General features: G+C 71.5%; 25 protein-coding genes. 17 read left to right on the forward strand and 8 right to left on the reverse strand.

Annotation, left to right across the window (positions count from 1 at the left end):
- Positions 1 to 6 precede the first annotated feature (6 nt).
- From MKK64_RS00640 to MKK64_RS00650, 3 genes are all read right to left on the reverse strand, one after another.
- On the reverse strand, positions 7 to 927 hold the full coding sequence (locus tag MKK64_RS00640; RefSeq protein ID WP_243931781.1) for a metallophosphoesterase: 921 nt from the start codon (positions 925 to 927) through the stop codon (positions 7 to 9).
- Between the two features lie 147 nt (positions 928 to 1074).
- Positions 1075 to 1299 (reverse strand): hypothetical protein, encoded by a 225-nt coding sequence (locus MKK64_RS00645; RefSeq protein ID WP_147843706.1) that lies wholly within the window; start codon positions 1297 to 1299, stop codon positions 1075 to 1077.
- A 200-nt stretch (positions 1300 to 1499) separates the two neighbouring features.
- Positions 1500 to 2891: an aminotransferase gene (locus tag MKK64_RS00650; RefSeq protein WP_243931783.1), complete on the reverse strand. Its 1392-nt coding sequence runs from the start codon at positions 2889 to 2891 to the stop codon at positions 1500 to 1502.
- Positions 2892 to 3015: 124 nt separating this feature from the next.
- On the opposite strand from MKK64_RS00650, the gene MKK64_RS00655 reads away from it, so the two are divergent.
- The 5 genes from MKK64_RS00655 to greA all read left to right on the forward strand — a co-directional run bounded on the left by MKK64_RS00655 (position 3016) and on the right by greA (position 7353).
- Positions 3016 to 3552: a hypothetical protein gene (locus MKK64_RS00655; RefSeq protein ID WP_147843704.1), complete on the forward strand. Its 537-nt coding sequence runs from the start codon at positions 3016 to 3018 to the stop codon at positions 3550 to 3552.
- Between the two features lie 199 nt (positions 3553 to 3751).
- Positions 3752 to 4906: a cell wall hydrolase gene (locus MKK64_RS00660; protein ID WP_243931813.1), complete on the forward strand. Its 1155-nt coding sequence runs from the start codon at positions 3752 to 3754 to the stop codon at positions 4904 to 4906.
- Between the two features lie 205 nt (positions 4907 to 5111).
- On the forward strand, positions 5112 to 5717 hold the full coding sequence (locus MKK64_RS00665) for a hypothetical protein (protein WP_243931785.1): 606 nt from the start codon (positions 5112 to 5114) through the stop codon (positions 5715 to 5717).
- Positions 5718 to 5815: 98 nt separating this feature from the next.
- Positions 5816 to 6802 carry an MDR family oxidoreductase gene (locus tag MKK64_RS00670; RefSeq protein ID WP_243931787.1) on the forward strand — a complete coding sequence of 329 codons (987 nt, stop codon included), beginning with the start codon at positions 5816 to 5818 and terminating at the stop codon, positions 6800 to 6802.
- 83 nt (positions 6803 to 6885) lie between these two features.
- Positions 6886 to 7353 carry a transcription elongation factor GreA gene (greA, locus tag MKK64_RS00675; RefSeq protein WP_243931789.1) on the forward strand — a complete coding sequence of 156 codons (468 nt, stop codon included), beginning with the start codon at positions 6886 to 6888 and terminating at the stop codon, positions 7351 to 7353.
- Between the two features lie 21 nt (positions 7354 to 7374).
- On the opposite strand, the gene MKK64_RS00680 is transcribed toward greA, so the two are convergent.
- Entirely contained in the window at positions 7375 to 8283 is a 909-nt protein-coding gene (locus MKK64_RS00680) for a LysR family transcriptional regulator (RefSeq protein ID WP_243931791.1), read from the reverse strand.
- 125 nt (positions 8284 to 8408) lie between these two features.
- Here MKK64_RS00680 and wrbA point away from each other — a divergent pair, with 125 nt between their 5' ends.
- Complete coding sequence (wrbA, locus tag MKK64_RS00685; protein WP_147728527.1) at positions 8409 to 9008, forward strand: NAD(P)H:quinone oxidoreductase; 600 nt, start codon at positions 8409 to 8411, stop codon at positions 9006 to 9008.
- Positions 9009 to 9186: 178 nt separating this feature from the next.
- On the opposite strand, the gene MKK64_RS00690 is transcribed toward wrbA, so the two are convergent.
- On the reverse strand, positions 9187 to 10200 hold the full coding sequence (locus tag MKK64_RS00690) for an L-threonylcarbamoyladenylate synthase (RefSeq protein WP_243931793.1): 1014 nt from the start codon (positions 10198 to 10200) through the stop codon (positions 9187 to 9189).
- Positions 10201 to 10344: 144 nt separating this feature from the next.
- Between MKK64_RS00690 and MKK64_RS00695 the strand changes: the two genes are divergently transcribed.
- From MKK64_RS00695 to MKK64_RS00730, 8 genes are all read left to right on the forward strand, one after another.
- The gene (locus MKK64_RS00695) at positions 10345 to 12090 is read left to right on the forward strand and encodes an acyl-CoA dehydrogenase (RefSeq protein WP_243931795.1); all 1746 of its coding nucleotides are present in this window, start codon (positions 10345 to 10347) and stop codon (positions 12088 to 12090) included.
- 202 nt (positions 12091 to 12292) lie between these two features.
- Positions 12293 to 13060: an enoyl-CoA hydratase-related protein gene (locus MKK64_RS00700; protein ID WP_243931797.1), complete on the forward strand. Its 768-nt coding sequence runs from the start codon at positions 12293 to 12295 to the stop codon at positions 13058 to 13060.
- On the forward strand, positions 13057 to 13899 hold the full coding sequence (locus MKK64_RS00705; protein ID WP_243931799.1) for an SDR family NAD(P)-dependent oxidoreductase: 843 nt from the start codon (positions 13057 to 13059) through the stop codon (positions 13897 to 13899). Before MKK64_RS00700 ends, MKK64_RS00705 begins: the two co-directional genes overlap by 4 nt.
- A gap of 33 nt (positions 13900 to 13932) precedes the next feature.
- Complete coding sequence (locus MKK64_RS00710) at positions 13933 to 14793, forward strand: SDR family oxidoreductase (protein ID WP_243931801.1); 861 nt, start codon at positions 13933 to 13935, stop codon at positions 14791 to 14793.
- An 86-nt stretch (positions 14794 to 14879) separates the two neighbouring features.
- Positions 14880 to 15884 carry a magnesium transporter CorA family protein gene (locus MKK64_RS00715; protein ID WP_147728142.1) on the forward strand — a complete coding sequence of 335 codons (1005 nt, stop codon included), beginning with the start codon at positions 14880 to 14882 and terminating at the stop codon, positions 15882 to 15884.
- Between the two features lie 56 nt (positions 15885 to 15940).
- Complete coding sequence (locus MKK64_RS00720) at positions 15941 to 16705, forward strand: SOS response-associated peptidase (protein WP_243931802.1); 765 nt, start codon at positions 15941 to 15943, stop codon at positions 16703 to 16705.
- Positions 16706 to 16945: 240 nt separating this feature from the next.
- Positions 16946 to 17419, forward strand: a complete 474-nt coding sequence (locus MKK64_RS00725) for a hypothetical protein (RefSeq protein WP_243931804.1) — start codon at positions 16946 to 16948, stop codon at positions 17417 to 17419.
- Between the two features lie 37 nt (positions 17420 to 17456).
- Complete coding sequence (locus MKK64_RS00730) at positions 17457 to 17675, forward strand: hypothetical protein (RefSeq protein ID WP_243931806.1); 219 nt, start codon at positions 17457 to 17459, stop codon at positions 17673 to 17675.
- 149 nt (positions 17676 to 17824) lie between these two features.
- Here the strand turns inward: MKK64_RS00730 and MKK64_RS00735 are convergent, their stop codons facing one another.
- On the reverse strand, positions 17825 to 19075 hold the full coding sequence (locus MKK64_RS00735) for a class I SAM-dependent RNA methyltransferase (protein ID WP_243931807.1): 1251 nt from the start codon (positions 19073 to 19075) through the stop codon (positions 17825 to 17827).
- Complete coding sequence (locus MKK64_RS00740; protein ID WP_243931809.1) at positions 19062 to 19829, reverse strand: TlyA family RNA methyltransferase; 768 nt, start codon at positions 19827 to 19829, stop codon at positions 19062 to 19064. Before MKK64_RS00740 ends, MKK64_RS00735 begins: the two co-directional genes overlap by 14 nt.
- Before the next feature lie 133 nt (positions 19830 to 19962).
- Between MKK64_RS00740 and MKK64_RS00745 the strand changes: the two genes are divergently transcribed.
- Both MKK64_RS00745 and MKK64_RS00750 read left to right on the forward strand, forming a co-directional pair.
- Positions 19963 to 20520, forward strand: a complete 558-nt coding sequence (locus tag MKK64_RS00745; protein WP_147729999.1) for a superoxide dismutase family protein — start codon at positions 19963 to 19965, stop codon at positions 20518 to 20520.
- 199 nt (positions 20521 to 20719) lie between these two features.
- Complete coding sequence (locus MKK64_RS00750) at positions 20720 to 21100, forward strand: glutathione S-transferase N-terminal domain-containing protein (RefSeq protein ID WP_243931811.1); 381 nt, start codon at positions 20720 to 20722, stop codon at positions 21098 to 21100.
- A gap of 30 nt (positions 21101 to 21130) precedes the next feature.
- On the opposite strand, the gene MKK64_RS00755 is transcribed toward MKK64_RS00750, so the two are convergent.
- The gene (locus MKK64_RS00755) at positions 21131 to 22480 is read right to left on the reverse strand and encodes an MFS family transporter (protein WP_147729610.1); all 1350 of its coding nucleotides are present in this window, start codon (positions 22478 to 22480) and stop codon (positions 21131 to 21133) included.
- A gap of 244 nt (positions 22481 to 22724) precedes the next feature.
- Between MKK64_RS00755 and MKK64_RS00760 the strand changes: the two genes are divergently transcribed.
- Positions 22725 to 23003 (forward strand): hypothetical protein (locus MKK64_RS00760; protein WP_409567813.1); only part of this gene is annotated, 279 nt, incomplete at its 3' end.

The following is a 23003-nucleotide window of genomic DNA, read 5'->3' on the forward strand; positions in this document are numbered from 1 at the left end:
CGCCGCTCAGGCGGTGGGCGACGGGCTCGACCCGAGCTCGAGCAGAACGATCTCGGGCGGCACGCCGAGGCGGACCGGGATGCGGCTGACGCCGAACCCGCCCGAGACGATCATGTGGCGCCCGTCGGTGACGACGTGGCCGTAGGAATAGTCGTGCCCGTGGATCGGGCGGATCGCCGGCGAACGGCCGAGCAGGCGGATCTGGCCGCCATGGGTGTGCCCGGCAAGCGTCAGCGACACCCGCTCCGGCACGTCGACGAAGGCGTCCGGCTCGTGGATCATCAGGATCACCGGCGCCGCGTCGGTCACCTTGGCCATCGTCGCGGGCAGGTCGTCGCGACCGCTGTCGTCGTCGAAGACCAGGAACGGCTGCTGGTCGCCCAGCCCCGCGATCCAGAACGGGTGCCCGTCCTTGGAAAGGCGCAGCGCGTCGTTCTCCATCACCGGGATGCCGACCGCCTCGAGCACGCGGCGTGCTTCCGGCACGCCGCCGCGGGCCGCCTGGGCGGCCGCGTCGTCCCACCAATCGTGGTTGCCGAGGATCGAGTAGGTGCCGAGCGGCGCGCGCAGGCCCGCGGCGAGCCGCGCGAACTCGGGCAGCGGCACGCGCTTCCAGGCGATGCGGCCGGCGGCCGGATAGTCGCCGAGCATGAGAATCAGGTCGGGCGACAGCGCGTTCGTCGCGTCGACGATCTCGGCGACGCGGTCGAGCGGCATGAACGGCTCGCAGACGTGGAAGTCGGCGAGCACCGCGACCTTGAGGGCGAGCCCCGGCGTCCAACCCGGCAGGCGCGGGGCGTAGCGGGTCACCACGAGGCGATACAGCGGCTCGACGCCGAAGGCGTAGGCGCCGGTCGAAAGCCCCGCCGCAGCGAAGGTGCCGCCGATTCCGGTCAGGACCTGCCTGCGGCTCGGCAGGATCAGCATGGAAGCCTCGGGTTCGCGTCTGGCGGGCGCTCCTAGCGCGGCACTCCGGCGAAAGCGCGGCGCGAGCTGGGAGCGGGCGACGATGACGCGAACCCGTCGAGAAAGTCTGAACCGAACCGTCGGGAACGGGGCGGTTCGCGCGATCGGTCAGTCGATCGGCGCATCCTCGTGCACGATGCCGAGCACGCCCTTGCGGTTGGTCCGCGGGGCGACCTTGCCGGCCGGCTTCACCGAGTGGGCGGCGGCGGCGAGCGCCGGAAGCGCGAGGGGACGGAAGCCGTAGCGGGCCTCGGCCTGGTCCATCTGCCGGCGCTCGGGCTCGTGAGCCTGGGCCTGCATCTCCGAACCTTGCATCGCATCGGGGGCGTACATGGGTTTGCGTCCTGTGGTCGTTCGCGTGACGGTCGCGCCGTCGCTTCGTGCCCCCACGCCGCTCCAGGGCGGTGGCGGGCGATTCGAGATCATCCCCCGGGTCCTGAGCCGGCGGATGAACGATAAGGGTGCAGCCTGGATGAACGCAGGCTTAAGAAAGCGCTGCCGCGTCGCAGCATTCCAGGGGGCGCAGTACGGTGCTAGAGGGATGGCATCGCCTCCAGCCCTTCGGCGCGGATCCACGCCGCGGTCCGGTCGAGCGCCCGTGTCAGGCGGTCGAACAAGGCGTCGATCTCGTCCGCGGTGATGATCAGCGGCGGGCAGACGGCGATGCGGTCGCCCATCAGGAAGCGCACGATCAGCCCTTCCGCTTGCGCGAAGGCGACGCAGCGGGCGGCCACCCCGGCCTTCGGCTCGTACTGCCGGCGCGAAGCCTTGTCGGCGACGATCTCGAGCCCGCCGATCAGGCCGAGGCCGCGCGCCTCGCCGACGATCGGGTGCTCGGCCAACGCGGACAGCCGCGCCTGGAAGTGCGGCGCCTTCGCCGCCACGCCCTCGACGATGCGCTCGCGCTTGTAGATCTCGATGGTCTTCAGGGCGACGGCGCAGGCGACCGGGTGGCCGGAATAGGTGGTGCCGTGCCCGAAGGTGCCGATCTTCCGGCTCTGCTCGCGCAGCGCCTCGTAGAGCGGCTCGTCGATCGAGACGCCGCCGAGCGGCACGTAGCCCGAGGTCAGGGCCTTGGCGAAGGAGAGTGTGTCCGGCCGCATCCCCAGCGCCTCGCTGCCGAACCAGGTGCCGAGGCGGCCGAAGCCGCAGATCACCTCGTCGGCGATGAAGCGCACGTCGTAGCGGGCGAGCACCGCCTGGATCGCCGCGAAGTAGCCCTCCGGCGGGACGATGGCGCCGCCCGCGCCCATCACCGGCTCGGCGACGAAGGCGGCCACCGTCTCCGGCCCCTCGCGCAGGATCGTGGCCTCGAGCTCGTCGGCCAGCCGCTGCGAGAACGCCGCCTCCGTCTCGCCGGGCTCGGCAAACCGGTAGACGTGCGGGCAGCCGACATGGAGGAAGCCCGGCAGCGGCAGGTCCCAGTCGGTGTGGTTGGCCGGCAGCCCGGTCATCGAGGCGGTGGCGATGGTGACGCCGTGATAGCCGCGCTGGCGCCCGATGATCTTCTTCTTCTTCGGCCGGCCCAGCGCATTGTTCAGGTACCAGGCCAGCTTGACCTGCGTGTCGTTCGCCTCCGATCCCGACGAGGTGAAGAAGATCTTCGAGGTCGGGACCGGCATCAGCTCCTTCAGCACCTCGGCCAGCTCGATCGCCGGATCGTGGCTGCGGCCGGAGAACAGGTGGGTGAACGGGAGCTTGCCCATCTGCGCGCGGGCTGCCTCGACGAGCTCGCCGTTGGAGTAGCCGAGCGCCGTGCACCACAGCCCCGCCATGCCCTCGATGTAGGGGCGGCCTTCCGTGTCGTAGACGTGGACGCCCTCGCCGCGCTCGAGCACCAGCGGCCCGGCGCCCCGGTGCGCATCGAGATTGGTGTAGGGGTGGATCAGGGTTTCGACGTCGCGGACGGCGAGGTTCGAGAGCATGCGGGCGATCCGGTGCTGTGGCGCGTAGGCCCGCCACACTACCGACCCGATGCGGGCTCAGGTACCCCGGCAGAACCGCGCGGCCTCGGCCGGGCCCCTTTCGTAACCGCGAAGCCTCGACGCGATGCTCGATCCCGCCACCATCGTCGCGATGCCGGCCCCCGGCCGCGCCTGCGGCGCCTGCACGCTGTGCTGCAAGGTCTACGACGTGCCCGCGGTCGAGAGCGTCGCCGGGCAATGGTGCCGCCACACCCGGGCAGGGCGCGGCTGCGCGATCCACGCCGACCGGCCCGACCATTGCCGCGCCTTCCACTGCCTGTGGATGACGGAGAGCTGGCTCGGCCCCGAGTGGAAGCCCGACCGCGCCAAGATGGTGCTCAGCCTCGATCCGGTGAACCGCAACATGAACGTGCAGGTCGACCCCGGCCAGCCGAAGGCGTGGACGCGCGAGCCGTATTACGGGCAGCTGAAGGCCTGGGCCGCGGCCTCGCTGCCGATGAAGCGCCACGTGCTGGTCCACCTCAACAAGGCGACGACGGTGGTGCTGCCGGACCGGGACGTGCCGCTCGGGACCCTGACGCCCGACGACCGCATCACCATGCGCGAGCGCATGGGCCCGCACGGCCCGACCTTCGACATCGCGGTCGTCCGCGCCGCCTGAGGGCAACCGTCGATCGGGTGCCTTTAACCCCTCCGCAACCATACCGCGCGATAAATCCGCGACCGCCATCCTCGTACCGGAACCAGCCGGGAGGATCGTCGGGCGTGGCTTTTCCAGTACGGGTCGGTTCGGCGTGGGCACGAGACGAGGACGACGCGGACGGGGCCTCATCGGGCTCGGCACCGCCTTCACGCCCTGGATGGCCGGCCTCGGGCTGCTGGTCTCCTTCACGGCGAGCGCCGGCACCGAGACCAGCTTCGGGTCGAGCCGGCTGACCGAGAGCGACGCACGCCTGGTCCCGGCCCTGCCGGCCGGCACCGTGCTGATCGGCGCGAGCCTGCGCCGCGACGGCGCCGGCGCCCTCCTCACCATCGAGCGGGCGGACGCCGTCCGCGCCCGGCGCCGAGTCGGCGACGCGCCGCTGCAGGCCGATCTCAAGGCCGAGGCGCGGGTGTTCCCGATCGTGCAGCGCGGCGGCAAGGGCGATCCGGCGCGCGCGCCGGGCCCGAGCTTCGAGCGCACCGCGGGATCGTTGCGCGAAGCCGGCACGTCGCTGCTCTTCGCCAACCTCACCGGCAACGTCACCGGCCTGCTGACGCCGGGGACCGCCACCTGGAACCCGGACCTCGAGCCGGACGCCGGCTTCGTCCCCGTCCCCGATCTCGGGCTCGGGCGCGCCGACACCGGCACGCCCGGCGACGACGACGCGATCGCCGAGGCCGCGGAGGAACGCCGCGACGACGGCTCGACGCCGCCGGTGCCGCGCGCGGTCGCCCTGTCCTCGACGACGCCGGCGCCGGCCGACGCGACGCCGGTCGAGGTCGCCTCGGCCAGCCTGATGCTGCCGGGCCTCACCATCCGCACCGACCGGACGGAGCCGCCGGTGGCGCAATCGGTCCCCGAGGACGCCCGCCATCGCTACGCCGACCTGATCGGGCGGGACGCCATGGACAAGGAGCAGCGCTGCCTCGCCGAGGCCGTGTACTTCGAATCGCGCAGCGAGCCCGAGGCCGGCCAGGCCGCCGTCGCCCAGGTGGTGCTGAACCGCGTGAAGAGCGGGCTCTACCCGTCGAACGTCTGCGGCGTCGTTTACCAGAACCGACACCGCTACATGGGCTGCCAGTTCTCCTTCGCCTGCGAGGGCAAGGCCCTGCGCATCACCGATTCGGGCTCGTGGGCCACCGCCACCCGCATCGCGCAGTCGGTGATCGAGGGGCGCACCTACCTCGCCGAGGTCGGCGACGCGACGCACTACCATGCCGACTACGTCAAGCCGGGCTGGTCGCGGCGCCTGCGCAAGATGGACGTCATCGGCCGGCACATCTTCTACGAGCTCAAGCCCGGGCAGACGTAGGATTCGAGGACAACCAAAATTCTGCAATTCAATTCATCGAGGATTTACTTACGTAGACGGTAACTACGTACTCCGGATCGAGGGTTAATTTTACCCTACTTTCGGATAGTGCTTGCTTGTACAGCAACCCGACGGCCTCTTGAGCGTCGAGATGTGCGCGCCCTTCGCGTCATCCCTTTCGTTCCGCGTATCAGAGGAAGCCGTCATGACCGCGCCGGTCGCCCGAAACACCCTGCTCTTCGCCGCCCTCGCCGGTGCCGTCCTCGTCGCATCGCCCGCTTCGGCCGGCGGCTGCTACGGCTCCGAATGCTACCGCCACGTCTCGACCCCGCCGGTGTTCGATACCGTGCAGGAAAACGTGCTGGTGCGGCCGCCCCGCACGATCTACCGCACCACGCCGCCGGTCTACGACACCGTGTCGGAGCGGGTGATGGTCTCGCCCGGCGGCCGGACCTGGCAGACCCGGCGCGGGCCCTACGGCGAGCTGATCGGCTGCTGGGTCACCACCCCGCCGCAGTTCACGGTGCAGCACCGCCGCGTGCTGGTGCAGCCGGCGCAGTCGATCCCCGAGACGATCCCGCCGGAATACGCCAGCGTCAGCCGCCGCGTCCTCGTCGCGCCGGCCCGCTCGGGCTGGGTGCCGGTCGGCGGCGGCTATGGCGGCGGATACGGTGGCGGCTACCAGGGCGTCGGCTACGGCGGGCCGCGGTTCGGCTCGATCCCGGACGCGATCGGCATCGCCGGCGCGAGCTCGGCCGATATCGGCGTCGGCCTCGGCTTCTCCTCGGGCAGCCTCTACGACGGCTACTAAGAGCCCCGTCCACATCGCCCCGCCGGAGCCCGACCCTCCGGCGGGTTGATTTCGCGCCGCTCCCGCCACAGGTCCCCCGAACGCATCGGGAGGCGAGCATGGCGCGGTTCAAGGCTTGGGTGATCGAGAAGGGCGAGGCCGGTCAGAGCCTGTCCTTCACCGATTTCGACGAGGCCGACCTGATGGACGGCGACGTCACCGTCCGCGTCACCCATTCGTGCCTGAACTACAAGGACGGGCTGGCGATGACCGGCGCGTCGCCGGTGGTGCGCCGTTTCCCGATGATCCCCGGCATCGACTTCTCGGGCGTCGTCGAGGCCTCCGACCACCCCGACTACAAGCCCGGCGACGCGGTGGTTCTCACCGGCTGGGGCGTCGGTGAGACGCATCTGGGCGCCTATGCCGAGAAGGCGCGGGTGAAGGGCGATTGGCTGGTGCCGCTGCCCGCCGGCCTGTCGTCCGAGCAGGCGATGGCGATCGGCACCGCCGGCTACACCGCGATGCTCTGCCTGATGGCGCTCGACGCCCACGGCCTGACCCCGAAGGACGGTCCCGCCCTGGTCACCGGCGCCTCGGGCGGCGTCGGCTCGGTCGCGGTCGCGCTGCTGGCGCGAGCCGGCTGGCACGTGATGGCCTCGACCGGGCGCGCCGGGGAAGCGGAGTATCTCAAGTCCCTCGGCGCCGCCGAGATCGTCGACCGCGACGAACTCGGCAAGCCCGGCAAGCCGCTCGGCAAGGAGCGCTGGGCCGTGGCCGTCGACGCCGTCGGCTCGACGACGCTCGCGAACGTGCTCGCCCAGACCAAGGCCGACGGAGCGGTCGCCGCCTGCGGCCTGGCGCAGGGCATGGACCTGCCGACCTCGGTCGCCCCCTTCATCCTGCGCGGCGTGTCGCTGCTGGGCATCAACAGCGTGACCACGCCGCAGGCGAAGCGGCGCGCCGCCTGGGCGCGGCTGGCCGACGAGCTCGACCTGCAGAAGCTTGCGGCGATGACGAACCGCGTCGGCCTCGCCGAGGTCGGCGGGCTTGGAGCCGACATCCTCTCGGGCAAGATCCGCGGCCGGACGGTGGTCGAGATCGGCTGACGCGCGACGCCGAACGCCGATCGCCCCGGCGATGAGTCGGCTTCGGGACGGAACCGCGGCGCAAGCCGGGGCATTCTCGACCCATGAGCAGTGCATTCGTTCGCGAGAAGGAGGGCGGGGAAGCCTTCGAGGACCTCCCCGACCGCCCGATCTCCCCCCACACCAACTTCGTCACCCCGGCGGGGCTCGCGCAGATGGAGCAGGAGGTCGCGCGCCTCCAGGCCGAGCAGGCCCAGCTGACGCCCGACGACAAGGCCGACACCGCCCGCGTCACGCGCGACCTGCGCTACTGGACCACGCGGCTCGGCACGGCCCAGCTCGTCGAGACGGTCGAGGGCGACACCGTGCATTTCGGCTCGACGGTGACCGTGCTGCGCGAGGACGACACCCGCCAGACCTTCCACATCGTCGGCGAGGACGAGGCCGATCCGGCCAAGGGCTCGATCGCCTACGTCGCCCCGCTGGCCAAGGCGATCACCGGCAAGAGCGTCGGCGACGTCGTCGAGGTGAACGGGCAGGAAGTCGAGATCACCGAGATCAAGGCCGGCTGATCGTCGGTTCGTCCCGCCCGGCTAAGCCGTTCCGTCGTTCGCCGTACGGCCCTCGATGACCGGGCGCAGCGCGACGACCGCATCGACGACGAAATCCATGAAGGCCCGGACCCGCACCGAATGGCGCAGATCCGGGTGCGTCAGCATCCACAGGCCGTCGGCGAAGTGGGGATCGGGTGGCCGCAGCCGGCGCAAACCTGGCCGCCGATCGGCGCTGAGGCAGGGCAGCAGGCCGATGCCGATGCCGGCCTCCACAGCCTCGCACAGGCCGGCGACCGTGTTCAGCTGCATCACGATGCGGTCCGGGTCGCCGTGCTCGGCGACGAAGCGCAGGAACCTGCCGTCGCCGACCTGCTCCGACGGCGCCACCCAATCCGCACGCCGCGGGTCGCGATCCGTATCGTCGGCGCGGCCGTAAAGGGCCCAACCGACGGTCGAGAGGCGGCGCCCGAACAGGTTCTGCGGCGGGTCGTTGCTGGCGCGGACCGCCACGTCCGCATCGCGGCGCGAGAGGTTCAGCGCGTCGTCGGACACCACCACGTCGAGGCGGATCCCCGGGCACCGGGTGCGGAAGTCGGCGAGGATCGGCATCAGCAGGTCGGTGACCAGGCCCGACGGCGCGGTGATGCGGAGAAGGCCGGTCGGTTCCGAGGCGCGCCCGGCGACGTCGCGGGCGAAACGCGCGGCGGTCTCCTCCATCGCGCCGGCCGCCTCGACCATCGCCATCCCGGCCTGCGTCGCCGCGTAGCCCGCACGCGAGCGCTCGAACAGGCGTGCGCCGACGGACGCCTCGATCGCCGCGAGGCGCCGAAACGCGGTCGAGTGGTTGATGCCGAGGCGTGCGGCGGCCGCGGTCAATCCGCCATGGTCGGCGATGGCCTTCACCAGCCGAAAGTCGTCCCAGGGCGTCACCATCCATCGACCTTGCATTCACGCAAGATCGTTCTTGCAGATCGGGGCATTTGCGCAAAGCCCGGCGGGTACGATCTTCGGGCGAGCGCGAGGCGGCCGCCGATCCCGGCATCGCCGCCCGGCCATGCGAACGGAAGCCGACGATGACGAAGATCCTGGTGCTGTACTATTCGTCCTGGGGCCACGTGGAGCAGCTCGCCCACGCCGCCGCCGAGGGCGCGCGCGAGACCGGCGCCGAGGTGCACGTGAAGCGCGTGCCCGAGCTGGTGCCGGAGGAGGTCGCCAAGCAATCGCATTACAAGCTCGACCAGCCGGCCCCGATCGCGAAGCCCGAGGAGCTGGCCGACTATGACGCGATCATCTTCGGCACGCCGACCCGCTACGGCAACATGGCCGCGCAGATGAAGCAGTTCATCGACCAGACCGGCGGCCTCTGGGCGACGGGCGCCCTCGTCGGCAAGGTCGGCTCGGTGTTCACCTCCACCGGCTCGCAGCATGGCGGGCAGGAGACCACGATCACCAGCTTCCACACCGTGCTGCTGCACCACGGCATGGTGATCGTCGGGCTTCCCTACTCGTTCAAGGGGATGAGCGACGTGCAGACGGTGTCGGGCGGCACGCCCTACGGCGCCAGCACCATCGCCGGCGGCGACGGCTCGCGCCAGCCGATCGCGATCGAGCTCGAGGGGGCGAAGTTCCAGGGCCGGCACGTGGCCGGGATCGCCGCCAAGCTGGCGGGCTGACGCCGTCGAGGGCCGGGGCGCTTCGCTGCCTCGGCCCGCCGCTGCCGGAAAAGCGCAAGAAAAAAGGCTCGGATTGCTCCGAGCCTGGAAGGAAAAAGGCCATTGGGGGCTGAACTGGCCTTCGTTATGGGGAAACAGCCCTCGCGACCCCCGGTTCCACGCCGGACGAAAGATTTTTTCAGCGCGGGGCGGCGGCCCGTCCGAGCCGGTCCAGGATCGCCTCGCCGAGGCCGTCGGCGGGGATCCGGCACACCGCGATCGTCGCGGCTCCCGACGCGTCGAGGTCGCGCAAGGCGGCGAACAGGCGGGACGCCGCCTCCGTGAGGTCGCCGCGCGGAGAGAGGTTCGAGACCGCGCACGCGCGCTCGATCCCCACCGGGCGCGACGCACCGAACAGCAGCACCGCCTCCTCGGGCTCGACCACCTCGGCGTCGAGCCGCAACGCAGCCCGCGGCGCGTAGTGCGAGGCCAGGAGGCCGGGGCCGATCGGCCGGGCCGCATCGTCCTGCGCCGGTGCGGCCAACGCCGTCCCGAGCACGGCCGCGATCGCCTCGCGGGTGATGCCGCCGGGCCGGAGCAGCCGCGGCGGGCCGCCGAGGCAGGCGACCACCGTCGATTCGATCCCGACCGGGGTGTCGCCGCCGTCGAGCACGGCCGCGATCCGCCCGTCGAGGTCGGCGAGCACGTGGTCGGCCCGCGTCGGGCTGACCCGGCCCGAGCGATTCGCCGACGGGGCGGCGACGGGGCGGCCGATTGCGGCGAGAAGATCGCGGGCGAGCGGGTTGGCGGGAACCCGCAGCGCCACGCTGGGCAGGCCGGCACGCGCCAGGTCGCACACGGTGGTGCCGCCCGAGGCCGGCACCACCAGGGTGAGCGGGCCCGGCCAGAACGCCTCCGCGAGCCGAAGCGCGTGGTCGTCGAACGTGCCCTGACCCTCGGCGGCGGTGCGGCCGGGCAGATGGGCGATCAGCGGGTTGAAGCGCGGGCGCGCCTTCGCCGCGAAGATCCCGGCGACCGCCTCCGCATCGGTGGCGTCGGCGCCGAGGCCGTAGACGGTCTCGGTGGGGAAGGCGACGCAGGCGCCGGCCCGGATCAGGCGCGCCGCCTCCGCCACGCCCGATCCGTCGCCCGGGAGGCGGGCCGTCGGGCGCCGGCCCGAGGCCGGGGCGGGGATTGACGCGAGATCGTTCATATATAAACCATCTCCGGCGGTGACGGCGGGGCCGGTTCGGGCGTATGCCGTCAGCGGAGGGCGTGGGCCTAGCGTGCCCCCGCGCCGACCGTCAAACGAGACGCCGAGGCGCGGTCGAACCGGGCCGGGCGGGAGGAACAGCCGATGAGCTACCGCGCACCCGTGTCCGAGATGGTGTTCACCCTGCAGCACATCGCCGGGCTCGACGGCACGGGCGCGCTCGGCATCGAGGACGCGGACGCGATCCTCACCGAGGCCGGACGCCTCGCCGCCGACGTGCTCGCCCCGCTGAACCGCATCGGCGACCGGCACGGCGCGACGCTCGCGGACGGCGTCGTCACCACGGCGCCGGGTTTCGCGGACGCCTACAGGACATTCGTCGCCGGCGGCTGGAACGGGCTCACCGCCGACCCGGACCATGGCGGGCAGGGCCTGCCGCAGGTGCTCGACGCGGCCTGCACCGAGATGTGGAACGGCGCCAACCTCGCCTTCGGCCTGTGCCCGCTGCTCACCGCCGGCGGCATCGAGGCGCTGGCGGCGCACGGCTCGGAGGATCTGAAGGCGCGCTACCTCGGCAAGCTCGTCTCCGGCGAGTGGACCGCGACGATGAACCTGACCGAGCCGCAGGCCGGCTCGGACCTGGCCGCGATCCGCACCCGCGCGGAGCCGGCCGGCGACGGCAGCTACCGCATCGTCGGCTCGAAGATCTACATCACCTACGGCGCCCACGACATGGCCGAGAACATCGTCCACCTCGTGCTCGCCCGCCTGAAGGATGCGCCCGCGGGCACCCGCGGCATCTCTCTGTTCCTGGTGCCGAAGGTGCTCCCCGACGGGTCGGAGAACGACCTGCGCTGCTCGGGCCTGGAGCACAAGCTCGGCATCCACGCCTCGCCGACCTGCTCGATGGCCTTCGGCGACAACGGCGGCGCCGTCGGCTGGCTGATCGGCGAGGCGAATCGCGGGCTCGCCTGCATGTTCACGATGATGAACAACGCCCGCCTCAATGTCGGGCTGCAGGGCGTGGGCATCGCCGAGGCGGCGACGCAGCGGGCGCTGGCCTACGCCCGCGAGCGCCGGCAGGGAAAAGCGGCGGGCTCCGCCGAGACGAGCCCGATCGTCGCCCATCCGGACGTGCAGCGCATGCTGCTGACGATGAAGGCCTGCACCGCGGCCGCGCGCGGCATCTGCTACCTGACCGCGGCCGCCCTCGACGCGGCCGAGGGGCCGGAGGGCAAGGCGGCGCTCGACCGCGCCTCGCTGCTGACGCCGGTGGCCAAGGCGTTCTCGACCGACATCGCCAACGAGGTCGCCTCCCTCGGCGTGCAGGTGCACGGCGGCATGGGCTTCGTCGAGGAGACCGGCGCGGCGCAAGCGATGCGCGACGCCCGCATCCTCGGGATCTACGAGGGCACCAACGGCATCCAGGCGATCGACCTCACGGGGCGCAAGCTCCCGTTGAACGACGGCGCCACGGTGCGCGCGCAGATCGCTGCCATGCGCCGGGTCGCCGAAGCCCTGCTCAAGGCCGCCGACCCGGCCCTCGGCCACGCGCCGGCGCGGCTGCGCGCCGGCATCGAGGCCCTCGACCGTGCCACCAGCCACCAGCTGGCGAGCCTGAGGTCCAACCGGCCCGACGCGGCCCTCGCCGGCGCGACGCCGTACCTGCGGCTGTTCGGCCTGGCCCAGGGCGCGGCCTGCCTCGCCCGCGAGGCGCTGGCCGCCCGCGCCGCGCTGAAGGCGGGCGAGACCGATCCGGCGCACGCCGCGCGGATCGCGCTCGCGCGCTTCTTCGCCGAGAACCTGCTGCCGGCCGCCGACGGGCTGGCCCAGGTGGTGATCGACGGCGGCGGGTTCCTGGACGATGCGGCCGCAATTCTGGTGGCATGACGCAAGCCTTCCGCCCGTCATTCCGGGTCCGCGATGCGGAGACCGGAATCCAGAACCGCAGGTGGCGCCTCATCGAGCCCGGCCAGCGGCTCCGGATCCCGGGCGCACCTTCGGCGCCCCGGGATGACGGGTCTGGAACGGAAACGGTGACATCGATCGGTCGCTGGCGAGGCCTGGAACGAATGATCAGGGGGAGGCGGAGATGAGCGAGCACGTGGCGATCACCGACGGCGCGGACGGCGTCCGGTCGATCACGCTGAACCGGCCCGAGAAGAAGAACGCGCTCACCGGGGCGATGTACGACGCGATGCGCGAGGCGCTGGCCTCGGCCGACGCGTCGGATGCCGTCGGCGCGGTGGTGTTCTCCGGGGTGCCCGGCATCTTCTGCGCCGGCAACGACATCGCCGACTTCGTCTCGCGGGCGGAAAAGGCGTTCAGCGAGGCGCCCTCGCTCCGCTTCATCCGGCAGCTCGCGCGCACGGCGACGCCGATGGTCGCGGCGGTCGACGGGATCGCCGTCGGCATCGGCACCACGCTGACGCTGCACTGCGACCTCGTCTATGCCAGCCCGGCGGCGCGCTTCCGCATGCCCTTCGTCGAGCTCGGCCTCGTGCCGGAGGCGGCCTCGAGCTACCTGCTGCCGCGGCGGATCGGCCGCCTCAAGGCGACCGAGCTGCTGCTGCTGTCGGAAATGTTCGGGGCGGATGCGGCCGAATCGCTCGGGCTCGTCAACGCGGTGATGCCCTTCGACATGCTGCTGGAGCACGCGCTCGGCCAGGCCGCGCGCCTCGCCGCCCTGCCGCGCGGCGCGCTCGCCGCCTCGCGAAAGCTGATCCGCGGGGACCAGGCCGCGGTCGAGGCGGCGCTGGACGCAGAGGCCGAGGCGTTCGACCGGCAGCTGCGCACGGAGGAGGCGCAGGGCGCGTTCCGGGCGTTCCTCGCCCGGTCGAAGCCCGGCCCGAGGCCGTGACGCCCGACCTCGGCCAGAAGATCTGCCTCGTCGCGGGCGCCTCGCGCGGCGTCGGGCGGGGCATCGCCCGGGCGCTCGGCGAGGCGGGCGCCACGGTGGTCGTCACCGCCCGGTCGAGCGAGACCGGGCCGCGCACCGAGCAGCGCGCCGAATCGATCGAGGACACCAGCCGCGAGGTCGACGCCGCCGGCGGCGAGGGCCACCACTACCTCTGCGACCACACCAGCGAGCGCGCCGTCGACGCGCTCGTCCACTGGACCCTGCGCCGCTTCGGCCGCATCGACGTCGCGGTCTCGAGCGTCTGGGGCGGCAACGAGGGCTACGACGGCGAGCGCTACCCGGACGGGACCGGATGGGGCACGCCGTTCTGGCGCCGCTCGGCCGAGCCGTTCGCGGAATTCGCCCGCGTCGGCCCCTATCCCGGCCTGCTGCTCGCCCGCGCCGTGGCGCCGGCGATGATCGCGGCGGGATCGGGCCTGATCGCGCTGGTCTCCTTCGGCACCGAGGAGGGCTACCTCGGCGACGTCTACTACGACCTCGCCAAGGCGACGACGAACCGCCTCGCCTTCGCCTTCGGGGAGGAGCTGCGCCCGCACGGCGTCACCGCGCTCGCCCTCTCGCCGGGCTTCGTGCGGACCGAGCGCGTCTGCGACCTCGGGCAGGGCGCGCTCGCCACCGAGAGCGCGCTCTATGCCGGTCGCGCGCTGGCGGCGCTCGCCGCAGACCCTGACGTGATCGCCCGGTCGGGCCGGGTGATCCACGCCGGCGACATCGCGGCGGAATACGGTTTCACGGATGCCGACGGGACGCAGCCCGCCCGCTTCCGGATCAAGCCCTGACACGCAATGCCCGACCCCCGCGCGGAGGAAGCGATGACCGGTACCCTGGCCGACAAGACCCTGTTCATCACCGGCGCCTCGCGCGGCATCGGGCTCGCCATCGGCCTGCGCGCGGCCCGCGACGGGGCCAACGTGGTGATCGCGGCCAAGACCGAGACGCCCCACCCCAAGCTCGAGGGCACGATTCACACCGCCGCCGCCGCGATCGAGGCGGCCGGCGGCCGGGCGCTGCCGCTGGTGGTCGACGTGCGCGACGAGGATTCGGTGCGCGACGCCTTCGCGCGCGCCGCGGAGACGTTCGGCGGCGTCGACATCGTGGTCAACAACGCCAGCGCGATCTCGCTGACCCCGACGCGCCAGACCGAGATGAAGCGCTTCGACCTGATGCATCAGATCAACACGCGCGGGACCTACATGGTCTCGAAATACGCGCTTCCCTATCTGGAAAAGGCGCAGAACCCGCACATCCTGATGCTGTCGCCGCCGCTCGACATGGCGGAGAAGTGGTTCTCGCCGCACCTCGCCTACACGATGGCGAAGTTCGGGATGTCGCTGTGCGTGCTCGGCCTCGCCGGCGAGCTGCGCAAGGCCGGCATCGCCGTGAACGCGCTGTGGCCGCGCACCACCATCGCGACGGCGGCGGTCAACAACCTGCTCGGCGGCGAGGCGCTGATGCGGGCGAGCCGCACCCCCGAGATCATCGCCGACGCGGCCCATACCCTGTTTCTGAAGCCGGCTCGCGAGATCACCGGCCAATTCCTGATCGACGACACGTTCCTGTCGCAGAACGGCGTCACGGATTTCTCGCAATACCGCGTCACCGCGGGCGTGCCCCTTGCGCCGGACTTCTTCGTGCCGGATGCAAGCGCGCCGCCGCCCCACGCGCTCGACTGAGCGCGTTCGTCCCTGAACGGCGCTCGCGTGAGCGCCCCCGCCCATGACGGCGCTCGACAGAGCGCCCATCCCCAGGTTCGCTCTTCGTGATCTTCATCCACCAGCCGGTCACCGGCACCGGCCAGATGCTGCTGGAGCGCCGCCCCCTCGAGCTGCAGGACCCGATCCCCGACGACACCGTCTGGCTCGACATGATCAAGCCGACGCGGGAGGAGGACCTCAAGGTCGAGGCCTTCATGGGCATCCAGGTGCCGACGCGGGAGGAGATGAAGGACATCGAGCCGTCCGAGCTGCTCTACGTCGAGGACGGCGCCCGCTACATGACCGGCCGCGTGCTCTCGAAGGTCAGCGATTCGGAGGATCCGGGGCTCGCCGGCATCACCTTCATCCTGCAGGGCCGCAAGCTCGTGACGGTGCGCTACGAGGAGCCGCAGGCGTTCCGGATGTACACCCAGCGCGCCGGCCGGGCGACCGGCAGCGGGCCGACGGGGACGCCTTCGGGCGAGACCATCCTCGCCGGCCTGATCGAGGCGGTGATCGACCGCGCGGCGGACGTGCTCCAGCTCCAGGGCGAGCGCATCGACCGGCTCTCGGGCAAGATCTTCGAAGTCCAGGCCGACCCGAGCGCGCGCAACACCGCGCTCCAGGACACGCTGCGGGCGCTGGGCCGCCACGGCGACCTGATCTCGAAGCAGCGCGAGAGCCTCGTCTCGATGGAGCGCATCCTGCTCTCGCTCTCGGCCACCTACCGGACGGCCAAGGCCCCGCGCGAGCTGCGCGAGGACGTGCGCTCGACCCTGCGCGACCTGCAATCGCTCGAGGAGCACGCGACCTTCCTGTCCTCGAAGATCCAGTTCCTGCTCGACGCGACTCTGGGGCTGGTGAACCTCGAGCAGAACAACATCATCAAGCTGTTCTCGGTCATGGCGGTGGTGTTCATGCCGCCGACGCTGATCGCTTCGATCTACGGGATGAACTTCAAGACCATGCCGGAGCTCGACTGGAGCTTCGGCTACCCGATGGCGGTGGTGATGATGGTCGTCGCCGCCGTGCTGCCTTACGTGTTCTTCCGCTGGAAGAAGTGGCTCTAGACGGCCGCCGCGCGCCGCCGCGGGCGGCGATCGCCGGCGGATAGGAACCTCTCGGGATGTGCGGACGCTTCTTCATCGCCCAAGCGCCCGAACGCTTCGCCGAATTCTACGGCTACCCGGAGCGCCCGAACTTCCCGCCGCGCTACAACGTGGCGCCGACGCAGCCCGTGCCGATCGTGATCGCCGAGGGCGGCGCGCGGCATTTCCGGCTGGTGCGCTGGGGATTCTGGCCGAGCTGGCTGAAGGACCCCAAGACCTTTCCGCTGGTGATCAACGCGCGGGTCGAGACCATCCTGGAGAAGGCGACTTTCCGCGGCGCGGTGCGCCACCGCCGCTGCGTCTTCCTGGCCGACGGCTTCTACGAATGGCGGCGCGAGGGCACCGGACGCAGCGCGGTGCGGACGCCCTTCGCGATCCGCCGCGCGGACGGCGCACCGATGGCGCTCGCCGGCCTGTGGGAATCCTGGCTCGGGGCGGACGGCTCGGAGATCGACACGGCGGCCATCGTCACGACGGGCGCCAACGGAACCATGGCGGCGGTGCACGACCGGATGCCGGCGATCCTCGCGCCGGAGCAGGTCGCACCCTGGCTCGACACCCGCGCGGTGGATCAGGCCGAGGCGGCGGCCCTTTGCCGTCCATGCCCGGACGAGTGGCTCCGCCTCGACCCGGTCTCCGACCGGGTGAACGCCGTTCGCAACGACGACGTGGCGTTGATCGAGCCGGTCGGCCGGCCTCAGCCGGCCATCCCACCGGCGGATCGTCCAGCAGCCGAACAGCCGCGGTCCAGCGACGAGGACGCGCAAGGCAGCCTGTTCTGAACCGGCACACGCGGTAACAGAAACGTGAGGCGGACATACAACTTATGTTGGTGTCACTTCTCTCCGGCCGAGTGAACGTGCATCATCCAACCGCCCTATGATCCTTTCTCGTTGGTTGGGGCGCAGCAGCTGTGCCCAGGACCCTATGGAGGCACGACGTGGCCGGCGTTTGCGCACCGGGTCCACGAAAGCGTGATGCGCAGGTCACGCGACAAACAAGCCTGAACATCAGACGTTGATTTGACGCAAAACTGTCAGTGCCCTACCGTCTATTGCTTTCGCATTTGCACGATCATCGATTTCATCACCTGCGAGATCATATCCATGATTGCTTATCGATGCGAGAAAGCAGCTCTCAAGACGCGGATCCGACAGAGCCGTCGGCGCATCGGGCATTCGAACGATCTGATGGCGCTGTCGCGCTTGGCGATCGATCGGTCGCGCGAGGCGATCCGATCCTCGAGCACGCGTTTCGCCCCAGCGTGGCAGGAACCGAAGCAGGCCGTCTCCGTCGGCGCCGTCCAGACTCTCCTGGCCGACATGAACGGCGAGGCGCTCGATGCGGTCGTCGAGGACTTCTCCGCCGCCTACCGCGAAGCTGTGGCGACCGGGAACGACGAGGCCGCCGACATCGTGCGGAAGGCCCTGGTGATCCTGGGTCGCCATCTCGCCAACAGCCTTGGGCCGAAGGCGGCCGGAGTCTCGATAAATTGATTGGCTCCGTGGGAGGCCGTGCCTATGAGGTCGTCTTGTGAAAAAGCCGGATGCCCATCTGTCCATCGCGCGCGCGAGCCTCGAGCGGATCGCGCAAACGCTTGATGAGCCGGTCAGCACGTTCTTCACGGGGGGCGAGCCCGAATCCCGAGAGGCCGAGACCTTGGCCCTCGTCCGAGCCTTCGACCGCATCAGGGATCCGCAGGCCCGCGCCCGCTGCCTGACCTTCGTGACGGCCGAGGCCGACCGCTCGTAGCCGGCCCCACCCCGTGTGCGGCCCCGCGCCTTCGCGGCGACCGACCCGCACGGAGCGACGAGGTTCGACCTCTTCCCTGCCTCCGGGAGGCGTGACGCTCCCGTCGCGTCCGCGCGGGCTCGGTACCGCGTCGAGGCGGCCGCCGGCCGCTACAGCCGGCGCTTGACCGCGACCGCCCTGCGGAACACGCCGACCATCTCGACGTGGCCCGAGTACCGGAACTGGTCCACCGGGGTGACCCGCTCCAGGCCGAAGCCCGCCGCGACCAGGGTCGCCGCGTCGCGGGCGAAGGTCCCGGCGTCGCAGCTGACGCCGACGGCCAGCGGCACCTTGGATTCCGCGATCTGCTTCGCCTGCGCCTGTGCGCCGGCCCGCGGCGGATCGAAGACCACGGCGTCGTAGCCGTTCAGATCGTGGGCGAGGACGGGGCGGCGGAACAGGTCGCGGGCTTCCGTGGTGACGCCTTTCAGGCCGAGCGCGGAGCGATAGGACCGCGCGATGCCCGCCAGCGCGCCGGCCTCGCTCTCGACCGCGTGGACGGTGGCGGTGTGCGCCATCGCCAGGGTGAAGGGCCCGCAGCCGGAGAACAGGTCGACGGCGCGCTTGGTCTTCTTGGTGAAGGCGTCGCGCACCAGCCCGGACAGCGTCGCCTCGCCGGCCGCCGTCGCCTGGAGGAAGCCGCCCGGCGGCGGATGGAGGCGCGCGTCGCCCGAGGCCACCGTGACGGCCTTGCGCTCCACCACCACGTCGCCGTGCAGCGACAGGCGGGCGAGGTCGAGCTCTCCGGCGAGCCGCACCAGCGTGGCGCGCACGCCGGCCTCGACCGGGCCGTGGCCGCGCAGGTCCACGTCGAGCCCGGCCTCGGTCGCGGTCACCGCGACGTCGAGGGGCTTTCGCCCGTGCCCGAGGGGTGCACTGAGCGCCCGCGCGATCTCGGGGGCCCGATGCAGGGCTGTCACCGTGATCGGGCAATGGTCGATCGCGACGAGGGCGTGGCTGCGCGCGGCCATCAGCCCGGCCTCGGCCCGGCCCTCGACCTCGCGGACGTGCAGGGTGATGCGCCGGCGGCCCTCGCCGTGGGCGTCGATCAGCGGATCGGGAGCGCGGTCGAGCCCGGCCTGGGCCAGGGCGTTGGCGACCTGCGCGTATTTCCAGGCGGCGTAGGGCTCGGGCGCGAGGTGCTGTGTCGCGCAGCCGCCGCAGCGGGAGAAGTACGGGCAGATCGGGGCGATCCGATCGGGCGAGGGCGTCTCGATGCCGAGGAGCTCGCCGCGCCCGCCGTCGCGCCGGATCGCGACGCGCTCGCCCGGAAGCGCGAAGGCGATCGCCGTGCCGTCTTCGGCGATGCCGTCCCCGCGCGCGCCGAGGCGACGGATCGTGACGGTTTCAGATGCGGTCATCGGGTCTTTCGTGCGGTCGATCGGCGCGTGCGCCGACGAGGAATTCGGTGTTGCCGTCCCCGCCCCGGACGGGGGAGGGGATCAGGCCGAGGATCGTGAAACCGAGGCCGGCGAGGGTGCGGCACACCGCATCGCAGACCTCCGCGTGGACGGCGTCGTCGCGGACGATGCCGCCGCGGCCGACGCGCTCGCGGCCGGCCTCGAATTGCGGCTTGATCAACGCGATCAGGTGCGCGCCCGGCGCCAGCAGCCCGGCCACCGCCGGCAGCACGAGGCGCAGGGCGATGAAGCTCACGTCGATGCTGGCAAGGCAAGGGGCAGGGTCGAGGCTGCCCGGCGCGAGGGTTCGGATGTCGGTCCCTTCGCGGTTCGTGACCCGTGGGTCGGCGGCCAGACTGGCGTGAAGCTGGCCGTGCCCGACATCGACCGCGACGACCCGCGTCGCGCCGCGGCGCAGGAGCAGGTCGGTGAAGCCGCCGGTCGAGGCGCCGACGTCGAGGCAGGGGAGCCCGGCCGGATCGAGGCCGAAGGCGTCGAGGGCCGCCTCGAGCTTCAGGCCGCCGCGCGAGACGAAGGGGTGGGGCGCGCTGGCCTCGATCGCCGCGTCGGCCGGCAGCCGCTCGGAGGCGCGGGTGACCGCGCGCCCGTCGGCCCGCACGAGGCCGGCGGCGATGGCGGCCTGCGCCCGCGCCCGGCTCTCGAAATGGCCGTGCTCGACCAGCAGGAGGTCGGCCCTGATCCTGTCGCGCGTCATCGAGGCTGGTTCACGGGAGAGGGATCACGAATGGTCCGGCCGCCGGGCTGCCCGGGCGGCGCGATCGAAGAAAGCCCTGTCGGAGGACCGGATGACGGCCTAACTAGCCCGACGTGGAGAGGAGAGCCATCACATGACACGCACCCTGCCGTTGCTCGCAGCCCTCGTCGGCTTCGCATCCGGCGCCACCGGAGCGCTCGCGCAGACCCCGCCGGCCGCGGAGTCGGCTCCGGCCGCCGCACCCCAGACCTTCACCGGCGAGATCAAGAACAACAAGGGCGAGCCGATCGGGACGCTGACGATCCGCGACGGCGCGAACGCGCTGGTGATGCGGATCGCGATCAAGGCCGGCGGCCTGCCGCCCGGCTGGCACGGCATCCACTTCCACGCGGTCGGCGACTGCTCCGACACCGACAAGTTCATGAACTCGAAGGCGCACGTGAACCACGACCAGAGCAAGCACGGCCTGCTCAACCCCGACGGCCCGGACGAGGGCGACCTGCCCAACGTCTACGCGGCGGCCGACGGCTCGGTGAACGCCGAGGTCTCCAGCGAGACGCCGCTGACGGGCGACGGCGGCCTCCAGGACGGCGACGGCTCGGCGCTGATCGTCCACGCCAACGAGGACGACCACACCACGCAGCCGATCGGCGGCGCCGGCAACCGCATCGGCTGCGCGGTGATCAAGTGACCCGCACGACGATCTGCTGAGGGGCACGAGGCCCTCGGTCACAGACGGCCGACGCCCGGCGAGCGATGTCCCGGTCCGTGCCGACCGGCGGATCGGTCGGATCCGACGCGGCGGCGCGGTCCCCGGCCGCGCCGCCGAGCGCTTCCGGCCCGCTACCGCGGGACTGCCCGACCCACTTCGACGACGAGGACGACCGACGATGACCGACGCCGCGTTCAAGCCGACCGTCTACCTGAAGGCGGGCTGCCCGTTCTGCTTCAAGGTCCGCCTGTTCCTGCTCGAAACCGGGCAGCTGGATCGGGCGGACCTACTCGAGTTCGTCCCAGGCGACGCGGAGGAGACGTCGATCCGCAGCCGGCTCGCGCCGGCGGTCGAGACGGTGACCTTCCCGACGGCCGAGCTTGCGCCCGGCCGGTTCACGACCGAGTCCGATGCCATCGTCGCCCATTTCGCCGAGCGCGCCGGCGTCGCGCCCGATGCCTTGCCGACCTATCAGGCCTATCTCGGCGGCGTCTTCAAGAACCTCCAGGCCCTCTACCGCGAGAACATGGAGCTCAAGAACCGGTCCCGGACGGCCTGACGGGCATTCCGCGCGACGGCAGGGCCGGGCTCAGGCCCGCGCCAGGCGCGGCTTGCCTCCGAGCGCCTCCTCCACCGTGCCGTCGCCGTCGAGATAGCCGTGGACCTTCGGGTTCGGCATGATCAGCGAGGCGACGAAGGCGATCGCGAGCAGGATGGTGACGTACCAGAAGAAGCTCGATTCCATCCCCGCCTCCTTGAACCACAGCGCCACGTATTCGGCGGTGCCGCCGAAGGTGGCGTTGGCGAGGGCGTAGGACAGGCCGACGCCGAGCGCGCGGACCTTGGTCGGGAACAGCTCCGCCTTCACGATGCCGCTGATCCCCGTGTAGAAGCTCACCGCCAGCAGCCCCAGCGTGATCAGGCCGAAGGCGACGTAGGGGTCCTGCGTCGCGCCGATCGCGGTCATCAGCGGCACCACCATCAGCGTGCCGAGGCCGCTGTAGAGCAGCATGTTGGCCTTGCGCCCGATCCGGTCCGACAGCGCGCCGAACAGCGGCTGGACCATCATGTAGACCAGCAGCACCGCGGTCATCGTGCGCGAGGCCGTGCCCTTGTCGAAATGCGCGGTGTTGACGAGATACTTCTGCATGTACGTGGTGAAAGTGTAGAACACCAGCGAGCCGCCGGCGGTGTAGGCCAGGACCACGCAGAACGCGCGCCAATGCTTGGCGAGCTCGGAGAAGGTGCCGGCGTTCTCCTTGTCGGAGCCCGCAGTCTCGGCGAGCGAGCGCCGTAGGTAGAGGGCGACGATGGCGGCCACCGCCCCGAGGAAGAACGGGATCCGCCAGCCGAAGCTGTGCAGCTGCGCCTCGGTGAGCGCAAACTGCAGCACGATCAGCACCAGCGAGGCCAGGAGCTGGCCGCCGATCAACGTCACGTACTGGAACGATGCGAAGAATCCGCGCTGACCCTTCAGCGCGACCTCGCTCATGTAGGTGGCGCTGGTGCCGTACTCGCCGCCGACCGAGAGGCCCTGGAGCATGCGCGCCAGCAGCAGCAGCACGGGGGCTGCGGCGCCCACGGTCTCGTAGGTGGGCAGCAGGCCGATGAACAGCGAGCCGATGCACATCATCAGGACCGAGATGACCATCGAGGTCCGCCGCCCGACGCGGTCAGCGATGCGCCCGAACAGCCAGCCGCCGATCGGCCGCATGAAGAAGCCCACGGCGAAGATGCCTGCGGTCTGGAGAAGCTGGCTGGTGGAATCGCCCTTCGGGAAGAACGACGACGCGAAGTAGATCGCGAAGAAGGCGTAGCAGTAGAAATCGTACCACTCGACCAGGTTGCCGGACGACGAGGCGACGATCGCCCGGATGCGGCGGCTGCGGTCGGCCGCCACGTCTTCGGCGGTTGGCGCGATCCCGATCGAGTCGGACATGCTGGCTCCCTGTCTCCGTCGTTCGGACGGCGCATTCTTGATACGGGCGACGTTACAGGCGGGGACCGGGACCGCCTAGGCCGCGTGGGCGCGCGAACGAGGATGCCCACCGCCCGTGTCACGTCGTCTCCGAGAGGCACGCGCCGACGGAACGCTTTTCGGGACTGTACCGTTTCGGGGCGGTGACTTCGTCGGTCGGCGACGGACGTGGCCTTTCAACAATAACGGGACGGGATCGAGCGCCATGAACAAGATCTTTCGCGGAACGGTGACGGCCGCCGTGCTGGTGCTGGGCACGGCCACGGCCTTCGGCCAGGGCGGCCCCGGCGGCGGTGCCGGCGGGCCGGGCGGCGGCGGCGGACCGGGCGGCGGCGCCGGCGGACCGGCGGGCGGTGCTGGCGGCGGCGCCGGCGGTGGCATGCGCGGCGGTGCAGGCCCTGGCGGCGGTGCGGGCGGTGGTGCCGGCGGCGCGATGCGCGGGAACGACGCCGGCGGCCCGGCGGGCGGCGGGGTCGAGCGCGGC

Origin of the sequence: Methylobacterium sp. E-025 (assembly GCF_022829705.1) — a bacterium.
Taxonomy (GTDB): domain Bacteria; phylum Pseudomonadota; class Alphaproteobacteria; order Rhizobiales; family Beijerinckiaceae; genus Methylobacterium.